Source organism: Antarctobacter sp., assembly GCF_048262615.1.
In the GTDB taxonomy this organism is placed as follows: Bacteria; Pseudomonadota; Alphaproteobacteria; order Rhodobacterales; family Rhodobacteraceae; genus Antarctobacter.
In genome coordinates this window covers 189584-210046 of record NZ_JBLXFB010000004.1, presented here as the reverse complement: position 1 = coordinate 210046, position 20463 = coordinate 189584, and the positions used below count along the sequence as shown (strand labels likewise).

21 protein-coding genes are annotated in these 20463 nt (G+C 64.6%); 4 read left to right on the top strand and 17 right to left on the bottom strand.

Annotated features, from left to right (window positions below):
- The first annotated feature begins 99 nt into the window (after window positions 1-99).
- Window positions 100-627: a glutathione peroxidase gene (locus ACN0S5_RS06465; RefSeq protein WP_417207109.1), complete on the top strand. Its 528-nt coding sequence runs from the start codon at window positions 100-102 to the stop codon at window positions 625-627.
- Window positions 628-683: 56 nt separating this feature from the next.
- On the opposite strand, the gene ACN0S5_RS06460 is transcribed toward ACN0S5_RS06465, so the two are convergent.
- The 10 genes from ACN0S5_RS06460 to ACN0S5_RS06415 form a co-directional block, all read right to left on the bottom strand.
- Window positions 684-920 (bottom strand): YdcH family protein, encoded by a 237-nt coding sequence (locus tag ACN0S5_RS06460; protein WP_417207107.1) that lies wholly within the window; start codon window positions 918-920, stop codon window positions 684-686.
- A 116-nt stretch (window positions 921-1036) separates the two neighbouring features.
- The gene (locus ACN0S5_RS06455; protein WP_417207105.1) at window positions 1037-1636 is read right to left on the bottom strand and encodes a thermonuclease family protein; all 600 of its coding nucleotides are present in this window, start codon (window positions 1634-1636) and stop codon (window positions 1037-1039) included.
- 155 nt (window positions 1637-1791) lie between these two features.
- On the bottom strand, window positions 1792-3444 hold the full coding sequence (gene betA / locus ACN0S5_RS06450) for a choline dehydrogenase (RefSeq protein WP_417207103.1): 1653 nt from the start codon (window positions 3442-3444) through the stop codon (window positions 1792-1794).
- Window positions 3445-3547: 103 nt separating this feature from the next.
- Window positions 3548-5008, bottom strand: a complete 1461-nt coding sequence (betB, locus tag ACN0S5_RS06445) for a betaine-aldehyde dehydrogenase (protein ID WP_417207101.1) — start codon at window positions 5006-5008, stop codon at window positions 3548-3550.
- A 24-nt stretch (window positions 5009-5032) separates the two neighbouring features.
- Window positions 5033-6541: a choline-sulfatase gene (gene betC / locus ACN0S5_RS06440; RefSeq protein WP_417207098.1), complete on the bottom strand. Its 1509-nt coding sequence runs from the start codon at window positions 6539-6541 to the stop codon at window positions 5033-5035.
- Complete coding sequence (betI, locus tag ACN0S5_RS06435) at window positions 6538-7104, bottom strand: choline-responsive transcriptional repressor BetI (RefSeq protein ID WP_417207096.1); 567 nt, start codon at window positions 7102-7104, stop codon at window positions 6538-6540. The genes betC and betI overlap by 4 nt, the downstream gene beginning before the upstream one ends.
- A gap of 133 nt (window positions 7105-7237) precedes the next feature.
- Window positions 7238-8296, bottom strand: a complete 1059-nt coding sequence (locus tag ACN0S5_RS06430; protein ID WP_417207093.1) for a DUF1036 domain-containing protein — start codon at window positions 8294-8296, stop codon at window positions 7238-7240.
- A gap of 72 nt (window positions 8297-8368) precedes the next feature.
- Window positions 8369-8548, bottom strand: a complete 180-nt coding sequence (locus ACN0S5_RS06425) for a hypothetical protein (protein WP_323771147.1) — start codon at window positions 8546-8548, stop codon at window positions 8369-8371.
- Between the two features lie 129 nt (window positions 8549-8677).
- Window positions 8678-9577, bottom strand: coding sequence for a DMT family transporter (locus ACN0S5_RS06420; protein ID WP_417207091.1), 900 nt, complete (start codon window positions 9575-9577; stop codon window positions 8678-8680).
- Window positions 9578-9622: 45 nt separating this feature from the next.
- On the bottom strand, window positions 9623-10216 hold the full coding sequence (locus ACN0S5_RS06415) for a LysE/ArgO family amino acid transporter (RefSeq protein ID WP_417207088.1): 594 nt from the start codon (window positions 10214-10216) through the stop codon (window positions 9623-9625).
- Window positions 10217-10357: 141 nt separating this feature from the next.
- Between ACN0S5_RS06415 and ACN0S5_RS06410 the strand changes: the two genes are divergently transcribed.
- Complete coding sequence (locus tag ACN0S5_RS06410; RefSeq protein ID WP_417207086.1) at window positions 10358-11068, top strand: DUF5765 domain-containing protein; 711 nt, start codon at window positions 10358-10360, stop codon at window positions 11066-11068.
- Window positions 11069-11076: 8 nt separating this feature from the next.
- Here ACN0S5_RS06410 and ACN0S5_RS06405 read toward each other — a convergent pair whose 3' ends face one another.
- From ACN0S5_RS06405 to ACN0S5_RS06390, 4 genes are all read right to left on the bottom strand, one after another.
- A complete protein-coding gene (locus tag ACN0S5_RS06405) occupies window positions 11077-11808 on the bottom strand; it encodes a hypothetical protein (protein WP_417207084.1) in 732 nt (243 codons plus the stop codon).
- Between the two features lie 239 nt (window positions 11809-12047).
- Complete coding sequence (locus tag ACN0S5_RS06400; RefSeq protein ID WP_417207082.1) at window positions 12048-12926, bottom strand: sulfurtransferase; 879 nt, start codon at window positions 12924-12926, stop codon at window positions 12048-12050.
- Entirely contained in the window at window positions 12926-13222 is a 297-nt protein-coding gene (locus tag ACN0S5_RS06395) for an antibiotic biosynthesis monooxygenase family protein (protein ID WP_417207080.1), read from the bottom strand. Before ACN0S5_RS06395 ends, ACN0S5_RS06400 begins: the two co-directional genes overlap by 1 nt.
- An 896-nt stretch (window positions 13223-14118) precedes the next feature.
- Window positions 14119-14868 (bottom strand): YebC/PmpR family DNA-binding transcriptional regulator, encoded by a 750-nt coding sequence (locus ACN0S5_RS06390; RefSeq protein WP_417207078.1) that lies wholly within the window; start codon window positions 14866-14868, stop codon window positions 14119-14121.
- 117 nt (window positions 14869-14985) lie between these two features.
- Here ACN0S5_RS06390 and ACN0S5_RS06385 point away from each other — a divergent pair, with 117 nt between their 5' ends.
- Both ACN0S5_RS06385 and ACN0S5_RS06380 read left to right on the top strand, forming a co-directional pair.
- Window positions 14986-15720 (top strand): glutamine amidotransferase, encoded by a 735-nt coding sequence (locus tag ACN0S5_RS06385; protein ID WP_417207076.1) that lies wholly within the window; start codon window positions 14986-14988, stop codon window positions 15718-15720.
- Window positions 15721-15902: 182 nt separating this feature from the next.
- Entirely contained in the window at window positions 15903-16712 is an 810-nt protein-coding gene (locus ACN0S5_RS06380) for a class I SAM-dependent methyltransferase (protein WP_417207074.1), read from the top strand.
- A gap of 61 nt (window positions 16713-16773) precedes the next feature.
- On the opposite strand, the gene ACN0S5_RS06375 is transcribed toward ACN0S5_RS06380, so the two are convergent.
- The 3 genes from ACN0S5_RS06375 to ACN0S5_RS06365 are packed head-to-tail and all read right to left on the bottom strand — an operon-like array spanning window position 16774 to window position 20310.
- The gene (locus ACN0S5_RS06375) at window positions 16774-18552 is read right to left on the bottom strand and encodes an SLC13 family permease (protein ID WP_417207072.1); all 1779 of its coding nucleotides are present in this window, start codon (window positions 18550-18552) and stop codon (window positions 16774-16776) included.
- Window positions 18553-18577: 25 nt separating this feature from the next.
- Window positions 18578-19498 carry a DMT family transporter gene (locus ACN0S5_RS06370; RefSeq protein ID WP_417207070.1) on the bottom strand — a complete coding sequence of 307 codons (921 nt, stop codon included), beginning with the start codon at window positions 19496-19498 and terminating at the stop codon, window positions 18578-18580.
- Window positions 19495-20310 carry a TIGR00282 family metallophosphoesterase gene (locus tag ACN0S5_RS06365; protein WP_417207067.1) on the bottom strand — a complete coding sequence of 272 codons (816 nt, stop codon included), beginning with the start codon at window positions 20308-20310 and terminating at the stop codon, window positions 19495-19497. Before ACN0S5_RS06365 ends, ACN0S5_RS06370 begins: the two co-directional genes overlap by 4 nt.
- Between the last annotated feature and the right edge of the window lie 153 nt (window positions 20311-20463).

Sequence of the window (20463 nt, the reverse complement as noted above, 5' to 3'; positions counted from 1 at the left end):
ACAGCGACCTTGATCGCGCCGTCCGCCGGTCATCCACTGGCCAGACCTTGACAAAATGCGCCAAGCCCTAGCTCAAGCCTAGTTTTAGGATGCTTTGCCATGACCTGTATACAGTCCCGTCTCCTGACCCTGCTCGCCGCCCTGATCGCGTTTCCCGTCTGGGCCGCGCAGGGGTTCACCTTTGACAGCATCGACGGCGGCACCCTGTCGCTGGATGACTGGCAGGGCCGCCCGGTTCTGGTGGTCAACACCGCCTCGCGCTGTGGCTTTACCCCGCAATACGACGGCCTTCAGGCGCTGTACGACCGTTACCGCGACCGCGGCCTGATCGTGCTTGCGGTGCCCTCCAACGACTTCCGGCAGGAACTGTCCACCGCAGAAGAGGTCAAAGAGTTCTGCGCCGTCAACTTTGACCTCGACATGCCGATGACCGACATCACCCCGGTCCGGGGGCCGCAGGCGCATCCGTTTTACCGCTGGGTCGCGCAACAGTCCGGGTTCACCCCGGCGTGGAACTTCAACAAGGTGCTGATCGGCCCCGATGGCCAGATCACAGCCACATTCGGCTCTGCCACCCGGCCGCTTTCCACCCAGATGACGCGCGCCATCGAGGCGACGCTGAAATGAAAACGCCCCGGCCATGACCGGGGCGTCGTCAAAAAACGGCTGGCCGTCAAAGCCAATCAGGCGCGCAGGATGCCATAGATCTCATCCTTGAGAGACGCACGCTGCTTGCGCAACTGATCCTCGGCCAGATGCTCCATTGGCTCCACATTGGTTTCGGCCCGGTGCACCTGCCGATTGATCTCATGGTATTCATCCGCCAGCTTGGCGAAATGTGCGTCCGACTGTTTCAGCTTGTGCATCTTGTCTGCGAACTCGGGGAATTCTTCGGACAGTTCGTGCGGTGTGTGCGACATTGGCGTCTCCATCTGGTCTGCTTGCACACCAACTTGCACATGCCGTGATCACACACCTTGACCGGGATCAAATCCGCGCAGGCAATACATTTTTTAGCGCCAGAAAACCCGCCCGGTCAGTGATGCGCCCGCCGCCATCCGGCATCCTGCGCCTCTGCCTCGGAACAGAACCAGCGTTCGCCCTTGGCCAGATTGATCCGGGTCGCGCCGTACCACGCCTGCCCCGGCATATGATAGATATGCGCGTCACCCCGGTTCGAGATATTGCCCTTGATCACGCAGCCCTCTGGCGCGCTGGCAAGGTGCTGCGCGTCATGGCCGCGCCGCGTCGCCTTGCGGAAATCCGCAGGCGATTCCACCCCCGCCCCGTGCAGCCCCGCGCCGCGTCGCGCCGCCTCCGCCTGTTGCGGCAGGTAGTCAGGGGAATAGCGCACATAGGCAAAGGCCAGCCCGCCCCGCACCAGCGCCGCCCCCAGATCCTCACCCGCAACCGCGCAGCGGGCGACGGTGCGCCCGTATTTGTCCATGTCCACGGCCGCGCACCGGGCGTTGCGCCCGTCAAAGCGCGCCCGCACCTCGCCAGTGATCCAACTGCCACAAGGCCACATGGGCGCGGTCCGGTTGCCGCAGAACTGGCCGTTTTCCGGGGCGTCGATCCCGTGCAGGCGAATGCGTGTCTCGCCAATCGCAACCGTATCGCCGTCGATGACCCGCAAAGGACCGCTCAGGTCCGCCAAAGCGACCGAGGCCAGAGACGAAAGAACAAGTGCGAAACAAAACCTTAACATCTCGTTAAGATCTGTGCGCGCCCGCCCGTTTTCAAGTCATTTGTTAACGAAAGGTTAACCGCCGCCAGACGTGGTTAACGATTTCACCGCTGCGCGGTCTCCCACTGCGGATGCACCCAAGGCTGCGCGTTTTCAGGCGGCAAACGTCGGCCCAACACGTGATCGGCGATCTTTTCGCCCACCATGATCGACGGCGCGTTGAGGTTGCCATTGGTGATGCGCGGAAAGATCGAACTGTCCGCCACGCGCAGTCCCTCAACGCCAATCACCCGGCCCTGCGGGTCCACCACCGACAGCGGATCGTCCGCCGCCCCCATCCGGCAAGTGCCACAGGGGTGATAGGCGCTTTCGGCGTGCTCGCGGATCACCGCGTCCAGATCCGCGTCCGACTGCGCCTGATCCCCCGGCTGCAACTCCTTGCCGCGATAGGGCGCAAAGGCCTCCTGCCCAAAGATCTCTCGCGTCAGCCGGATGCAGCGGCGGAAATCCTGCCAGTCCTGATCGGTGCTCATGTAGTTGAAAAAGATCCGCGGGTCCTGTTCCGGATCGGCCGACCGCAACGTCACCTCGCCCCGAGACGGCGACCGCATTGGCCCCACATGCGCCTGAAAGCCATGTCCCTCCGGCGCGATCTTGCCGTCATACCGCACCGCGATGGGCAGGAAATGATACTGGATATCCGGGTATTGCACACCCGCCTGCGACCGGATGAACCCGGCGCTTTCGAACTGGTTCGACGCCCCCGGCCCCTTGCGTGCCAGCAGCCATTGCAGCCCGACCCAGGCCTTGCCCATCAGGCTCCAGTATTTCGCAAGGCTCACCGGCTGCGTCGCTGCCATCTGGATATACAGTTCCAGATGGTCTTGCAGGTTCTGCCCCACGCCCGCCCGGTCCGCCAAGACCTCGATGCCATGCTCCGCCAGATGCGCCCCCGGCCCGATCCCCGACAGCATCAGCAGTTTGGGAGAGTTGATCGCACTGGCGGCAAGGATCACCTCCCCCCGCGCGCGGATCACCTCGACCGTGCCGCCGCGCGTCACCTCGACCCCCACGGCGCGGCCCTGCTCAAAAACCACCCGCCGCGCAAAGGCCCGCACCAGTTCCGCCCCCTGCGCCAGAGCCGGACGCAGATAGGCCTTGGCCGCCGACCAGCGTTCCCCCTGCCAGACGGTCATGTCAAACGCGCCAAAGCCCTCTTGCTGATAGCCGTTGTAATCGCCCGTGACCGGATAGCCCGCCTGACCACCGGCCTCGACAAAGGCCTGCACCAGCGGGTTGTCCCGCTTGCCGCGCGTCACATGCAGTGGCCCGCCTTGCCCGCGCCACGACGCATCCCCACCATGCCCGCCATCGTGCCAGTCCTCCATGCGCTTGAAGTACGGCAGCACATCCGCATAGCCCCAGCCCTCGCAGCCCGCGTCGCGCCAATGGTCATAATCCAGCGCATGACCGCGCACATAGATCATCCCGTTGATCGACGACGACCCGCCGATCACCTTGCCACGCGGACAGGCCATGCGCCGCCCGCCCATGTGCGGTTCCGGTTCGGTCTGATAGCCCCAGTCATAGCGCGGCATGTTCATCGGATAGCTCAGCGCGCCGGGCATGTTGATGAACGGCCCCCAGTCGCTGCCGCCATGTTCGATGACAATCACCGATTTGCCCGCCTGCGTCAGCCGCGCCGCGATGGCGCAGCCGCCCGATCCCGCGCCGACAATCACATAATCCGCTTCCATCGGTCCGCCCCTTCAACCTTCAAAACGGGCACACCCCCTGCCGCCCCCACCGCGCGCTTGCGGGCGCGGGGTGGGCGGGTGGGCGCGCCCGCAAGCACGCCTCTCAGAACGGCGCCTCGACGTCGCCCATCCGCACAAACACCGACTTCAACTGCGAATAATGTCCGATCGCCGCCTTGGAGTTCTCGCGCCCGACACCCGACATCTTGACGCCCCCAAAGGGCAGTTCTACCGGCGCGTCATTGTACGAGTTGATGAAACACGATCCCGCGTCCAGCGCCCCGATCACCCGATGCGCGCGCGCCAGATCGCGGGTAAAGACCCCCGCCGACAGACCCATCGTGGTATCATTGGCGCGCGGGATCACCTCATCCTCGGACTCGAAATCCAACACCGCCATGACGGGGCCAAAGATCTCTTCGCGCGCGATCACCATGTCATCGGTCACATCGGCAAAAACCGTCGGCGCGACATAAAACCCGTCGCGTTCCAAGGCCGCCCCGCCACAGACCAGCCGCGCGCCCTCGGCCATGCCCTTTTCGATATAGCCCAGCACGATCTCGCGCTGCCGGGCGCTGACCATCGGGCCAAATGTCACCGCCTGATCCATCGGATCGCCGATCACCGCGCCCTGCAAGCGCGCCGCCAGACGCTCCAGAAACGCCTCCTTGATGCCCTTTTGCACAAAGACCCGCGTGCCGTTGGAACAGACCTGACCGGAGGAATAAAAGTTCCCGAGGATCGCGCCCCCAACGGCGTTTTCCAGATCCGCGTCGTCAAAGATCACCAACGGGGATTTCCCGCCCAGTTCCATCGTCACATGCTTCATGCCTTCGGCGGCGGCGGCATAAACCTTGCGCCCTGTCGGCACCGATCCGGTCAGGGAAACCTTGTCGACACGGGGATCGGTGACAAGCGCCGCCCCCAAGGCCCCCGCACCCTGAACCACGTTATACAGCCCCGCAGGCGCGCCCGCCTCGATCATGATCTCGGCCACCTTCAACGCGCAGAGTGGCGTTTCCTCGGAGGGTTTGAAGATCATCGCGTTGCCGCAGGCCAGCGCGGGCGCGCCCTTCCAGCAGGAAATCTGCGTCGGATAATTCCACGCGCCGATGCCAACGCACAGGCCCAGCGGTTCACGTACCGTGTAGCCCCAGTTGCCGTCCGGCAGTTGCACATGCTCGCCCGTCAAACTGCCTGCCAAACCGCCGAAATACTCCAGCGCATCCGCCGCGCTGGTGGCATCCACATACAGCGTTTCGGACAGCGGCTTGCCGGTGTCATAGCTTTCCAGAACCGACAGATCGCGGTTTCGTTCGCGCATGATATCGGCCGCCCGGCGCAGCACGCGGCCCCGTTCCGTCCCGCTCAGCTTGCGCCATTCAGCCTGCGCCCGCCGCCCGCTGGAAATCGCCTGTTCGATCACCGCCGGTGTCGCCGCGTGCAGACGTGCAATCACCTCACCCGTGGCCGGATAGACCACCTCGATCACTTCGCCTGCCGTGTCTTCAAGATACCGACCATCGACAAAATGCGAGGCCTGCGGTTGCGTGTCATAACTCATCATCTGTCTCCTGTAGAACGGGCGTCACTCGCCGCGCGGAAAGCGCTGGCTGTCTTCCACGTCGTTCAAATCCATATGGTTGCGCATGTAGCGCTCGCTGGCTTTTTGCAGCGGCTGGAAATCCCACGGGAAATAGCCACCCTGCCGCAACGCCTCATAGACCACCCAGCGCCGCGCCTGAGACTGCCGCACCTCGGCGTCGAACCGCTCCAGATCCCATCGCGCGGCAGATTTGACCCGGAATTTCTCCAGCACCTCCGCATGGTCCGCGTCCTCTGCCAGATTGGTCAGCTCATGCGGATCGGCCTCAAGGTCAAACAGCTGCTCGGGGTCCAGCGCGCAGTTGGTGTATTTCCACCGCCCCTCGCGCAGGCAGATCAGCGGCGCATAAGAGGCCTCTGCCGCGTATTCCATCGCCACCGGGGAAATGCGCGCCCGCCCCTGCATGACCGGCGTCAGGCTTTCGCCCTCGGTCCACGGCATAACCTCGGACATGTCCACCCCCGCCAGATCACACAGCGTCGGGCACAGGTCGATGGTCGAGACCGGCGCGTCAATCCGCGCGCCCTCTGCCCCCGGCACGGCGATCATCAAAGGCACCCGCGCCGCACCTTCGTAAAAGCTCATCTTGAACCACAGGCCCCGCTCGCCCAGCATGTCGCCGTGATCAGAGACAAAGACCACAATCGCCTCCTGCCGGGTCTCGTCCAACACCTCCAGCAGCTTGCCGATCTTCTCATCAAGGTATGAGATATTGGCGAAATAGGCGCGCCGCGACCGGCGAATATCCTCCTCGGAGATGTCGAAACTGCGCCAGTCGTTGGCGTCGAAAATCCGCTTGCTGTGGGGGTCGTGATCCTCATACGCCATGGCCGGAACCTCTGGCGTCAGGTGGTCGCAATCCTCGTACAGGTCCCAGTACTTCTTGCGCGCCACATAGGGGTCATGCGGATGGGTAAAGCTGACGGTCAGGCACCACGGCCGCGCGTCCTTGCCCCGCGCCAGATCATACAGTTTGCGCTCGGCGTGATAGGCCACCTCATCGTCGTATTCCATCTGGTTGGAGATCTCGGCCACACCCGCGCCCGTCACCGACCCCATGTTGTGGTACCACCAGTCGATCCGCTCTCCCGGCTTGCGGTAATCCGGGGTCCAGCCGAAATCGGCGGGGTAGATATCCGTGGTCAGCCGTTCCTCGAACCCGTGCATCTGGTCCGGGCCGACAAAATGCATCTTGCCCGAAAGACAGGTCTGATAGCCCGCCCGCCGCAGGTGATGCGCATAGGTGGGGATGTCCGACGCGAACTCCGCCGCATTGTCATAGACCCGCGTCATGCTGGGCAATTGCCCGGACATGAAACTGGCCCGCCCCGGCGCGCAGAGCGGGCTGGCGGTATAGGCGTTCTGGAACCGCACCGACCGTTCCGCCAGCGCCCGCAGGTTCGGCGTGTGCAGCCAATCGGCAGGACCATCGGGGAACAGCGTCCCGTTCAACTGGTCCACCATCACGATCAGGATATTGGGTTTGGTCATGTCGTCCTCATCAGGGCGTGGGCGGTTTGGATGACTTGGCAGGCGGCCCCCGCGACGCCGCTGCCCGACAAGGCCGCGCGCAGGTAGACACCATCAATCAGCGCCGCGATCTGCTGGGCCACCGCGTCCGGGTTGTCGGCCCGGTCGCGCAACGCATGCACCAGATTGGAATGAAGCCGCCGTTGATAGACATGCAGCAGGCGCGCGGCCTCTGGTTCCTTCCGCGCCAGCACATAGAAATTCAACCACGCCGCCACCGTGTCAGACCGAAAGCAACTGTCGGCAAAGTTCGCCGCGATCACCGCCTCCAGCCGCCCGCCTTCGGGGGCGGTGGCCAGCGCATGGCGCACTTCGGCCCCGTATTCGGTCAAGATGTGGCGCATGGCGGCGAGGAAAATCTGCGCCTTGCCGCCGAAATAGTGATGCGCCAGCGCGCTGGACATACCCGCCCGCCGCGCGATCCGTGAGACGGTCACGTCCAGCGACCCGGCCTCGCCGATCTCGGCCACCGTGGCCTCCATAAGCGCGGCGCGCCGAATTGGTTCTTGTCCGATCTTTGGCATACGGCCAAAATGGGTTTTATTGACTGTCCAGTCAATCAAAAACACCACACCCAACACTCACACGCAAAAAGCGCCGAATCCCTGCTCGGGGTCCGGCGCTTTATGTCTGTCGAAAACGTCCGTCGCGCGGGTGTCAGTCGACCCGGCGATAGGTCAGCACATCGCCCAACTCAGGGATGATCAGTTCCAGCCGCTCCGCCGTCACCTCCCCCAGATGCTCGCACCAACTCTCCTGCGTCTCCAATTCGGTCCGGGTGAACCCGATCCCCTCATAGGGCGCATCCGGACACGTCCCGCCCAGCGTCATCCACTGGTGGCCGATGAATTCGCCGCCGTAGTAGTCGTAGACATCCGCCCCCGCGATCGTGAATTGCGCTTCGGGATCGTCCACCGATTGCCACGTCCCCTGCATCATCTGCCGCTCTTCGGCAAAGAAATCGCCGTCAAAGACCTCTGTCACCCGCGCCAGCGCCACCTCGACCGTGATGTCGCCGTAGTTGACCATGTCGCCTTCGATCTCGACCGCCAGCGGCATGGGCCAGTGTTGCAGATCGTCCAGAATACTGTCCGCCGTGCCGCCGCCGTAATAGGCGTGATAGCGCCAGCCCTCGATCTCAAAGCTGCAAAAATCCAGCCCGTCGATCAGCTCACAGCCGGTAAAGATACCGTTTTGGGTAAATGGCTCCCCCAGACTGCCGCGCGGAAAATCCACCGCCGATTCCAGCGGCAGTTCCTCTTCGCTGTAGTCGGGGTCCGGATCGTCAGGCTCCGGGCCCGCCGCCCCGTCCGCCACCAGCGTCAGGGTAAAGTCCGCCGCCTCGCCGGTGTCGACCTTGCGAAAGCGCGTGCTGTCATAGCCGCGCGCGCCGCAGTCCTTGTCGCCCTCGATGGTAAAGGCGTCCGGCGCGCTGCAAAATGAAAACGGCCCGTCGAATGCGCCGCCCGGCACCGTTGCCCTGTAGTAGAAATAGCGCCGGCCCAGATCGCGCCCCATGACCGTCTTGCAGTCCCCCGGTGCCAGTTGCCACCAGCCCTCGGATGTCCAGACACCGCCCGGCGCCTCATAGCCGATGGCCACGCTCTGCCGCAGGTCGGTGTCGTTGCAGACGTCCAGCCCGGCCTGCGCGACACCCGGCGCACCCATCGCGACCAAAGCCCCGATAACCGCTTTGCGAAAATTCCGTTTCTTCAAACCTTGTCCTCCGATATTCGGAGCACATCAGACACGTCCCGCAGAGACCCTGTCGAGCCTTTTGGCAAAAATTCAGAGGTTCAGCGTGCCCAAAACCCGGTTCTGCGGCAGCCGCGCAACTTCGACGCCGTGGTCGGTGCGCCGCAGGTTGTAACCATAGCCCCGCATCCGGAACCGCCACTCTGCCTCGGACAGAACCTTCTGCCGTTCACTCAGCAGGAAGTCCTCAATTTCTGTCATGTCATCGGTCATTTTTCCCTCCGCAAACATCAAATTCCTCCTGATATGCTGCACGCGAATGCTTGCATCATCGTTAAAAAATGGGGCGCCATTGCGCCCAACCGAAGGAGTTTCAGCGAAACGTGACCCGCCGTCAGGGCGTCAGGTCTTGGTTTCCGACACCAGCGGCGTGATCCGCCGCTTCAGCACCGCCTCGCGCCAGGTGATGAAAATCACCGCCGACATGATCAGCGACCCGCCCGCGATGACCCAAGGATCCACAGGCTCGCCAAAGGCGATCGCGCCCAGCGCCACCGCCCAGACCAATTGCAGAAAGGTCACCGGCTGCGTCACCGTCACCGGCGCTGCGGCAAAGGCCAGTGTCATCACATAGTGCCCCGCCGTGGCAAAGAACGCCACGCCCAGCAGCACCAGCAGTTCCGACGCCGTCGGCCAGACCCAGACCGCGATGGCCAGCGGCGCAAGCCCGATGGTCACCCCGACCGACAACAGCGCGACCACCACCGTGGCGCTCACCTCGCCGGACAGGATCTTGGCCAACAGGTAGGACCCGGCAAACAACAGCGCCGTCCCCAGCATGGCGAAATGCCCCGGATCCAGTTCCCGGAAACCGGGGCGCAGGATCATCAGCGCGCCGACCAGCGCCGCCACGATGGCCGTGACCCGCCGCAACGCCAGCCGCTCACCCAGAAAGATCACCGCCAGAACCGTCACGTAGACCGGGTTGATATAGTTCATCGCCGTCACCTCGGCGATGGGAATGCGGGTCATGGCGTAGAACCACAGCACCACGCCGCCGGTGTGGAACACCGCGCGCAGGGTGAACAGCCGCCACAGCCGGGGCGTCAACCGCACCTTGACCACGCTTCTTGCGACCGGCAGCAGAAAGATCAGCCCCAGCACATAGCGCAGAAACGCCGATTCCGCCGCCGGGATGCGCGGCCCCAGCGATTTCACCAGCGCCGTCACGGCGACAAAGCACAACCCCGTCACCACCATCCAGAACACGCCCCGTGCCGGGCTCTGCAAATTGTCCGCCATGGCCAAGGCTTAGCCGATTGATCCGCAGGTACAAGCCCCCCGGCGCTACATCGCGATCAGCTTTGCCGCGATGGCCCACATGGTCAGCCCGATCACCAGATCCAGCACCCGCCACGCCGCAGGCCGTGCAAACAGCGGCGCCAGCGCCCGCGCGCCATAGCCCAGCGAAAAGAAGAACACGAACGAGGCCGTCATGGCGCCCAGCGCAAAACCCAGCCGGTTGTCATATTGCGCCGAGACCGCGCCCAGCAGGACCACCGTGTCGAGATAGACATGCGGGTTCAGCCAAGTCAGCGCCAGACAGGTCAGAACCGCCGCCCGCAGGCTTTGCGCACCCGCGCCCGCCGCCAGTGTCGCGCCGCCTTTCCATGCCGCGTACAGGGTCTTGGCCCCGTACCAGATCAGGAAGGCCGCGCCAAAGATCCGCATCCCCCATTCCAGCCCCGGCACCGCCTCGACCAGCGCGCCAAAGCCCGCCACCCCGCCCGCGATCAGCGCCGCGTCCGAGACCGCACAGACCAGCACCACCGGCAGCACATGCACCCGCCGCAGCCCCTGCCGCAGCACAAAGGCATTCTGCGCCCCGATCGCAAGGATCAGGCTGAGCCCTAGGGCAAACCCCGCCAGCACCGCTTCCATCTCATCCTCTTTCGCATCTCATGGTCCAGCCGCGTCCTTTCGCGTGGAACCGCCTCAAGGGCAAGCAGAAAGGCCCCCGCCCCGCGACGGCATTGACCCGCCCGGCCATTTCCAGAATTCTGCCCACAAGGGAGGGATCACATGTGCTGGAGCGAAACCGCGACCTTTGCCATGGCCGGCCTTGGGGCCGCCGCAACCCTCGCCACATGGCGGCGCGGAGAGCCTGCGGGCATCTGGGGGACGCTGGGTTATTTCACCCTGATGGAGGGGCTACAGGCCTGGGGTTACAGCACCGTGGACCAATGCGGCACACCGGCCAACACCACGGTGACGGTCCTGTCCTACCTGCACATCGTCTTGCAGCCCATCGTGATCAACCTGTTCTGTCTGGCCCTCGTCGGCCCGGATATCGCCCCGCGCACCCGACGCATGGTGCTGGTGCTGGCCTCGCTGGTGTCGCTGACCCTGCTGGCGCGCCTGATCCCCGCCGACTGGCTGGGCCCCTGCCCGCCCGGCACACCGCTTTGCGGGGCGGCGTTCTGCACCATCTCGGGCGACTGGCACATCGGCTGGACGATGCCGCTCAACAATCTGTTCAGCCTTGCGCACTGGGTCGGCGGGATCGGCCATTTCCCCGACTACCTGCTGGCCACGCTGGTCCTGCCCTGCCTTTACGGAGCATGGCGTTTTGCCGTTCTGAACACGCTGGTCGGTCCGCTGCTGGCCTCCGGCCTGACCGGCAACCCCAATGAGATGCCGGCGGTCTGGTGCCTGCTGTCGATCGGGCTGGTGCTGATCGGGATCAGCCCGCTGGTCCGGCGGCAGGTCTTTCCCCCGACCGCCACCGCCTGACCACGCCGCTACCGCTTGCGCCCCGGCGGGTGGAACAGATACTCCGCCAGCACCCCCAGCTTGAACGGCAGCCGCCCCTTGCGCTCCACCAATTGCTTCAACGTCATGCGCCGCCGCCGCACAATCGCGCGCGCGATGCGGAACTCGGTGCGGCGCTTGCGTTCCAGCACGGCGGCGGGCAGCAGCCGCTTGATGCCTTTCCACAGCCAGCCCAGTTGCAAAAACGCCAGCGCCTTGAACACACCCTTTTGCAGCGTCGACCACGTCAGCCGCAGCGCCGCCCCGCCCGCCGCCACCAGCCACAGCGGCAATTGCACCGAAAACAGGATCAGCCACAGCCCCATCGAGGTCACCGACAAGGCCAGCGAGGCAAACAGGATCACCATCCACGCCACCGCGCGCTCCAGCGGGCTCAGCCGGTTGAACCAAGCCAGCAGCCGCGCATAGCGCAGTTGCACCCCCTCCAGATAGCCTTTCACCAGCAGTTGAATGCGCCGCAACAGCGCCTTGCCCAACATCAGGGGCAGGACCGAGGTCATGATCCATTTCTTGATCAGCTCGACCCGGAAAAACATCGCGCCTTGCGTCTTGAGCCAGACAAAAAGCACCGGCAGTTCGACGCCGACCAGCTTTTTCATCAGCACCTTGATCTGGGTCAGGATCAGCCCCAGCGCAATCAGCACCTCGTGCCCGAAATACCATGTCGCGGCCCCCGAAAGCGCCACAAAGACCACCAGCAAGAAAAGCGCCCGGACCAACATCCCCCCGGCTTAGGCGGTTTTCGCGCATCCCTGCAAGTCGGGCATTCCGTCGGGGCCGCGGGTGTATGGCAGAAACGCGGAAGCGCCCCGGTGGAAAACACGCGGTTTCAGGCGTCCGGGAACCGGCGCGGAGTGATGGCGGGGCATGCGTGTGCCGTAGCTGCGGCAACGGCGGCAACGGCGCGCGCCCCCCTGACGGAGCGACATGGGCCCAAGGGCTAGCCGGTCTCCATGGGCAGGCTTTGATCCGGCCCCCATTCGCTCATCGAATTTTCGTAAACCGCCACGGTGTCGTGCCCCAACTGATAAAGCCAAAAGGCATCCAGAGTGGCAAATATCCCGCCACCGCAATAGGTGATGTGCCTTTGTGCGCCGTTGGCCCCGCTGCTCTCGATCAGCCGCGAAATATCCTCTGCCGGCAGGAATGTGTTGGTCTCGGGGTCCACCAGATCCACCTGCGGCAAACTTATGCTGCCGGGAATGCGTCCCGGTCGTCCGTAGCGCAGGTTTTCACCGGAAAAGATGTCTCGCCCCAACGCGTTGACAAGGCAGGTCTCCGGCGCGTCAATCGCAGCCAGAACGTCGTCCTTGGCAACAAACAGGTCTGGCCGCAGGCGGATCGACAGTCGGCCACGGGGATAGCTGCCCGCTGCGGTGGAAACGGGCCGGCCTTCGGCCATCCATTTCTCGAACCCACCGTCCAGCACGGCCGCGTTGTCAAATCCAAGCCAGCGCAGCATCCACCAGAAACGGGTGGCCCAGGACGGGCTTCTGCGGCTGTAGAGAACCACGCGCGCCGTATCCCCGATACCCGCTTGCTCAAAGGATGAGGCCACCGTTTCCGGGTCTGCAAGGGTCATGCCATACGGACTGTCAGCCACGGAAAAATCCCGCTGCAAGTCGAAATAACCCGCTCCGCGGATGTGGCCCGCCGCGTGTTCGGCGGCGCAGCTGAGCACCCGGTATGGCCGTTTGCCGCCCGCCTCGAACTGCAACACGGTCGAGCAGTCGAATACCCTGAGACCGGGATCGTCCAGATGGTCTGCAAGCCATTGCGTCGACACAAGGGCATCCGGGTTTCTGATCTCCTTGCCCATCAATCTTCCACCAGATCGTAATGTTTGATGGTCCGCGACTCGACCAGTTCCGCCTCTGCCGGGTCGATGTGCGGGCTCTGGTAATCGTCACCAACAAAGGCCTTGAGCGCGCCAAGGCTTTCCCACACCATCACAAAGCTGAACTCTCTGGGCGACTCCGCGCGCGGCGCACCGGGCAGCACCTGAACGATGCCCTTGGTTCCCCGCATCAACGGAATTGCCGTTTCGTGGAAGAAGCGTCCAAACTCTTCTTCCTTTCCCGGTCGGGTCACAACCTGAAATATGCGCATGATCATACACCGTCCTCCTGTTGGCACGGCTCCCGGATGTATGACTGCCTCGAATCCGTAGATCATAGCACAGTCCGGTCGGTTTCCCTGCATCCGGCTATGTGTCGGGTGTTGAACTGCGCGGGCGCGGGCCGACAGGCGGTCGCGAGGCGTCAGGCCGCAGGCGCAGGCCGACGGGCGGTCGCGGGACGTCAGGACGCACACGCGGGCCGACAGGTCGTCGCGAGGCGTCAGGGCGCACACGCGGGCCGACAGACGGTCGCGAGGCGTCAGGGCGCACACGCGGGCCGACGGGCGGTCGCGGGACGTCAAGCCGCAGGCGCAGGACCGATAGGCGGTCGCGGGACGTCAAGCCGCAGGCGCAGGACCGATAGGCGGTCGCGGGACGTCAGGACGCACGCGCGGGCTGACGGGCAATCGTCGGACGTCAGGCCGCGGGCGCAGGCCGACGGGCAGTCACCGGACGTCAGAACGCAAACACGGGCCGACGGACGGTCGCCGAACGTCTGGACCCAAACACAGGCCGACCGGACGCAGACTCGCACCACAGCGCAGGCGCGAACCGCAAAACAAAAGCGCGGGCCGCAGGGCGCAAACGCCGGACTGGCATCGGTGCAGGACGGGCGCGCCGGGACAGCTCCAATCCGGTCTCAGCCGATCCGGCGATCGCCACCGGAACAGGTGTGACGGCGGCGTGAGGCCCCTTGCCCTTTGCGGTCCGAAATGCCGAACCCTTGCCCTCCATCATGGTCCGAGAACCTTGACAAAAGGTAAAAACGCCTCTGTAACCCCTTGATTTCGCGTCACCGGGATCTTGTCCACGCGTGGACACCCCCCTTAGGGCCAAACAAAAACCCCCGCCAAGGCGGGGGTTTCCTCAGGTCCCTGAAAGGCCCGAAACCTCAGGCCTCTTCCAGCTTCGCCATGACCTCATCCGAGGCCTCGAAGTTGGCCGTCACCCGCTGGACGTCATCATCGTCCTCCAGCGCCTCGATCAGCCGCATCAAGGACTGCATGCCATCGAAATCCATGTCCGTGGTGGTGGTCGGCTTCCACACCAGCTTGGTCGAGTCCGACTCGCCCAGCTCGCCCTCCAGCGCGGTCGACACCTCGTTCAGATCGGTGTCGGCGCACCAGATCACATGCCCCTCGTCCGAGCTTTCGACGTCCTCGGCCCCCGCCTCGATCGCCGCCATCATGACGGTGTCGGCATCGCCCACGGACGCCGGATAAAGGATCTCTCCCTTGCGCTCGAACATGAACCCGACAGAGCCGGTCTCACCCAGATTGCCGCCGTTCTTGGCAAAGGTCGACCGCACCGTCGATGCGGTCCGGTTGCGGTTGTCGGTCATCGCCTCGACAATCACCGCCACGCCGCCCGGCCCATAGCCCTCATAGCGGATTTCCTCGTAATCCTCGGCGTCGCCCCCGGTCGCCTTCTTGATGGCGCGCTCGATGTTGTCCTTGGGCATCGACTGGCCCTTGGCCTCTTTCACCGCCAGCCGCAGACGCGGGTTCTTTTCCGGATCCGGATCGCCCATCTTGGCGGCGATGGTGATCTCCTTCGACAGCTTCGAAAAGATCTTGGCCCGGATCTTGTCCTGACGGCCCTTGCGGTGCTGGATGTTTGCCCATTTGGAATGGCCGGCCATGGTCGGTGTGCCTCTTTGTCGGATGCCCTGAGATATCCGCGTCTCTATAGGCCAGCGCCGCCCCCCTTGCCAAGTCCGGGCGTTGCGCAGGGGTCCGGGCTGCGCTAGCGCTGGGACATGAGCAAATTCCTTCTCCTCCAGCTGCGCCCCGAGGCCGAGGCCAGCGACTCTGAGTACCGCGCCATCCTCACCACCTCCGGCCTGTCCGAGGACCGCGTTCACCGGCTCTGTCTGGACCACGAGGATCTGCCCCCCGACCTCGACCCCGGCGACTACGCCGGTGTGATCGTCGGCGGCGGTCCGGGCTGCGTCAGCGATCCGCCCGCCAGGAAGGCCCCGGCAGAGCGCCGCATCGAAGAGGCGATCCTGCGGCTGATGCCAAAGATCACCGCACAGGACATTCCCTTCATGGGCTGCTGCTATGGCATCGGCATCCTTGCCCATCACCTTGGGGCCGAAGTGTCCAAGGACCGCTACGGAGAGCCGGTGGGCGCGGTGACTTGCTACCGGACCGAAGACGGCGCACAAGACCCGCTGACCATCGGACTGCCGGACCGGTTCGACGCCTTCGTCGGGCACAAGGAAGCGGTGCAGGGCCTGCCCAAAGGCGCGGTCCACCTGATCTCCTCCGGCCCCTGTCCCTACCAGATGATCCGCTACGGGCAGAACGTCTATGCCACCCAGTTTCACCCGGAGGCCGACGCCAAAGAATTTGAAACCCGCATCCGCATCTACCGGCACAAGGGCTATTTCGCCCCCGAAGAGGCCGACACCCTGATCGGGATGTGCCGCGCTGCCCGCGTCACCGAACCGCCGCGCCTGCTGGAAGGGTTCGTAGAACGCTACGGATAACCGCGCGCCGCGCCCGCGACCGCATCGCCAGGGCGGCGGCTCGACCGGATGGCCCGCAAAGACCATGTCTGGCTCTGCTGTGCCCGGCCACCCCCAAGCGCTTTGACCACAACTATGCTATACCTTGGGTTCGGATGCGCTGAAGCTGGCAAAAACAGCGTCCAAAGGACCCGGAGGATACGATGCCGAAACATGGCGAATTCGACACCTGGAGCGCGGGCCAAAGCTATGATCACTACATGGGCCGCTGGAGCCAGCTGATCGCGGCCCGTTTCCTTGACTGGCTTGCGCCCAGCGCGGAGGCGGACTGGCTTGAACTCGGGTGCGGCACCGGGGCGCTGACCCGGACAATCCTCGCCACGGCCGCGCCACGCTCAATCCTGGCCACCGACCAGTCCGCCGATTTCGTCGCCCACGCCAAGGCGCAGACCGACGACAGCCGCGCCCGGTTTCAGGTTGCCGACGCCTTGCAGCTTCCAGTTCAGGATGGCTCTGTCGATTGCGTCACCTCGGCACTGGTGCTGAACTTCATTCCCGACAGACCGGCGGCCTTTGCCGAGATGTGCCGCGTGCTCCGGCGCGGTGGCCTGCTGTCGTTCTATCTGTGGGACTATCCGGGCGGCGGCATGGGCTTTATCGACGCGTTCTGGAAAGCGGCGGCAGAGGTTGATCCGGCAGCCGCCGATCTGGACGAAAGCGCCCGCTTTCCATTCTGCAATCCGGAAAGCCTTGCCGGTCTGTGCGATGACGCGGGCCTTGAAAGGACAGAGGTCGTCCCGATCGAGGTCGCCACCGGTTTTGAGGATTTCGACGCGTTCTGGCACCCCTTCACGCTGGGGGCGGGACCGGCACCCGGCTATTGCAAGAGCCTTACGCAGGCGCACCGGCAAGAGCTGAAGGACCGTTTGCGCGCAAGGGTCGGTGGCGACGGGCCCGTCGTATTGGCGGCCCGCGCATGGGCCGCCAAAGGGTATATATCCCGATCCTTGTGATCCGCGCCCCGGTTTCCCGGTGCCCCCGGTCACGTCACTGGCCAGATCCCCCTCAGGAGGATCACAGCGGCCAGAACCACGGGATCAGGAACGACGCCAGCACCCCCACCGACAGGTTCAGCGGCAGGCCGACCTTGAAGAAGTCCGAAAACTTGTAGCCGCCGGGACCGTAGACCAGCGTATTGGTCTGATAGCCGATGGGCGTGGCAAAGCTGCACGAGGCCGCGACCATGACCGCCACCACCAAGGGGCGCGGGTCAACGCCAATCGCGGCGGCAAGGCTGATTGCGATGGGCGTCACCACCACAGCGACGGCGTTGTTTGACACGGCTTCGGTCAGCAGGCTGGTCATCAGGTAGACCGCCCAGATCACCAGCGGCGCGGGCAGATTGGTCATCCACGGGGCCACCCCGCCGACAATCAGTTCGACCGCGCCCGAGGTTTGCAGCGCCGCGCCGATGGCCAGCATGGCAAAGATCAGCGCCAGCAACTGTCCCTCGACAAAGGAAAACGCCTCATCCGCGTCGATGCAGCGGGTCAGCAGGACAACCGCCACCGCGACCACCGCCAGCGCCAGAATCGGTGCCACGCCAAAGGCCGACAGCACCACGATTCCGGCCAGTGCCAACAGCGCCACCGGGGCATGGCCGCGCCGGAACGCCCGCGCCGAGGGCTGCGCCACGTCGACCAGTTCCATCTCGTCGGCCAGCCGCTTGATGTCTTCGGCGCTGCCCTCCAGCAGCAGGGTATCGCCCACCCGCACCACCAGATCGTCCAACTGCCGCCCGATGTTCTGGTTCCGCCGGTGCACCGCCAGCGGATAGACCCCGAATTTCCGGCGCAGGCGCAGCGCGCCAAGGCTGCGGCCCACCATCTTGCAGCCCGGCGTGATCAGCACCTCGACCGTGGTGGTTTCCTTGGCAGAGACCTGATCGACGCGTTTCAGTTCCTTGTTGCGTTGCAGCGACAGCAATTCGTTCATCTTGGTGCGCAGCACCACGCGGTCGCCGACCTGTAGTTCGACCTCTTGCAGGTTGCGGCGCAGCGACTCGTCGCCACGGATCACGTCGATCAGGCGCACGCCCTCGCGCTTGAACAACTGCACGCCAAGGACTTCGCGCCCGATCAGGTTGCTGTCCGGCGGAATCACCGCCTCGGAAAAGAACTTCATCCGCGAACGGTCCGACAGCATTCCCGCCATCGAGGTCCGGTCCGGCAACAGGAAGCGACCGAAAAACAGCAGATAGAACATGCCCCACGCCACAAGGATCACCGCCAGCGGCGTCACCTCGAAGATGGTGAACGGCTCCAGCCCGCTCGCCCGCGCGACACCATCCACCAGCAGATTGGTCGAGGTCCCGATCAGAGTCAGCGTGCCGCCAAGGATCGCGGCATAACTCAGCGGGATCAGCAGTTTCGACGGCGCAATGCCCATCGAATTGGAAATCTGCACAAAAATCGGCAGCATGACTACCACCACCGGCGTGTTGTTCATCACCGCCGAGGCCACGACCACCACCATCAGGATGCCCGCAATCGCCTGCCGTGGCCGCTTGGCGACCTGAACCTGCGCATATCCGGTAAAGGCATCCAGCGCGCCGGTCCGCACCAAGGCCCCCATGACGACAAACATCGCCGCAATGGTCCATGGCGCGGGGTTCGACAAGACCTCCAGCGCCGCCTCATAGGGCAGCGCGCCCAGCAGCAACAGCACCGCGACACCGCCGATGGCGGTCACCTCCGTGGGGTAGGATTCGCGCACAAACAGCACGAACATCACAGCCACCACGGCAAGAGTTACCATTGCCTGACCTGTCTGGCTCAGCTCAATTCCGATCATGTCCCGCTCAGCTCACCGCCTGCCCTCAACCGACCGCATTCTGGCGTGACGCCCGGTCGGGTACAAGCGGTTTGCGCTGCGGCTGCACAAGAGCCATGCCCGCCATCATCAGGATCAGCGCCGCCCAGACCCATCCGGTATAGGCCTCGGACAGGAACAGCATCGCCCATGTGATCCCGAACAGCGTCACCAGATAGCTGACCTGCGCGGCAAAGACCGCCCCCGCGCGGCCCACCAGCCAGACATAGGCCGAATAGGCAAAGCCGTGCAGCACCGCGCTGGCGATCACCGCCTTGTCCGGGGCTCCCAGCGGCAGGGCGGGCCCGATGAACTGGCCGCTCGCCAGCGCCAGCGGCAGGCTGAGCACCGCGCCCAGCACCGACGCCCCGGTCAGCACCTGCACCGCGTCCAGACCCTGCGTGCCCCATTTGGCGACCATGTTGCCCTCCAGCGCGTAACAGGCCGAGGCGATCAGCGCGATGGCGATCCAGACGGCCTCTGTCCCGGCGGGCAGGCTCGCCTCTGGCAGCACCAGCAGCGCCACCCCGCCCAGCCCCAGCAACAGGCCCGTCAGCCGCGCGACTGACAGCCGGTCCGTGCCCAGCGCAAGCGCTATGGGCAGCGCGAACATCGGCACCGAACTCAGCAGGATCGACAGCACCCCCGAGGGCAGATGCACCGCCGCCTGATAAGACGCGATACCCGGCACAACCGTGCCCACAATGGCGATGAACAGATACAGCCTCAGGGCGGGTATATGCAGCGGCAGCCGCTTGCCCTTGAGCAGCGTCAGCGCGCCCAGCAGCAGCCCCACCAGCACCGTCTGCCAAAAGATCAGCCCGAAATGCCGATAACCCTCCGAGACCGCGATCTTGGCCAGCGGCTGCGTCGCACCCCAGGCCGCGCCCGTCACCACCAGCGTGGCAAAGGGCAGCAGCCGGATCATGCGGGGCCGGACTGGGCCAGCCGCCCGCCTTGGCGGACCATCTGCACAGAGACGGCCTTGCCCGTGCTGTCGTCCGTCTCGACATAGACACCGCTCAGCGTCGCCTCGCCCAAAGCGGGGTTGAACCGGCCCTTGCCCATGCCATTGACAAAGCGGCGCAGCGGCTCTGCCGGGTCCATGCCGATGACCGAGTTATAGTCGCCGCACATGCCCGCGTCGGACTGAAACGCCGTGCCGCCGGGCAGGATCTGGGTGTCCGAAGTCGGCACATGGGTGTGCGTGCCCACCACCAGACTGGCCCGCCCGTCGCAGAAATGCCCCATGCCCATCTTTTCCGAAGTGGCCTCGCAGTGCATGTCGACCACGATGGCCTGCGCCTGCCCGCCCAGCGGATGCCGTTTGAGCAATTCGTCGATGGCCACAAAGGGGCTGTCGTAGTTGCGGCTCATGAACACCTGCCCCAGCGCCTGCGCCACCAGCACCTTGCGCCCGCGCGCGTCCTTGTAGATCGCGGCCCCACGCCCCGGCGCTTGCCGGGCGATGTTCAGTGGGCGGATGATGCGGGTGTCGCCCTCGATATGGGTCAGCATTTCCTTTTGGTCAAAGGCATGATCACCCAGCGTGATCACATCTGCCCCCGCCTCGAAGATCGCCTTGGCATGTTCCGCCGACAGGCCCGCGCCATTGGTGGCGTTCTCGCCGTTCACGATCACGAAATCCAGCCGCCAGTCCTTGCACAGGGCCGGGAGCCGTTCCGTAATGCCCTGCCGCCCCGCGCGGCCCATGACGTCGCCTAGAAAGAGTATTTTCATGGCCGACAGGGGTAATTCGGAGCGCCGGGAAAGCAAAGCCCGAATCGTGCGGGTCAGGCGGCGCAAAGGGCGCATCATGCCAAAGGCGGGCTTTCCGCAAGCTATCGTCTCCCTGCGGTCGACTCAAAGGGGGTATTTGGACAGAGAAGAAAC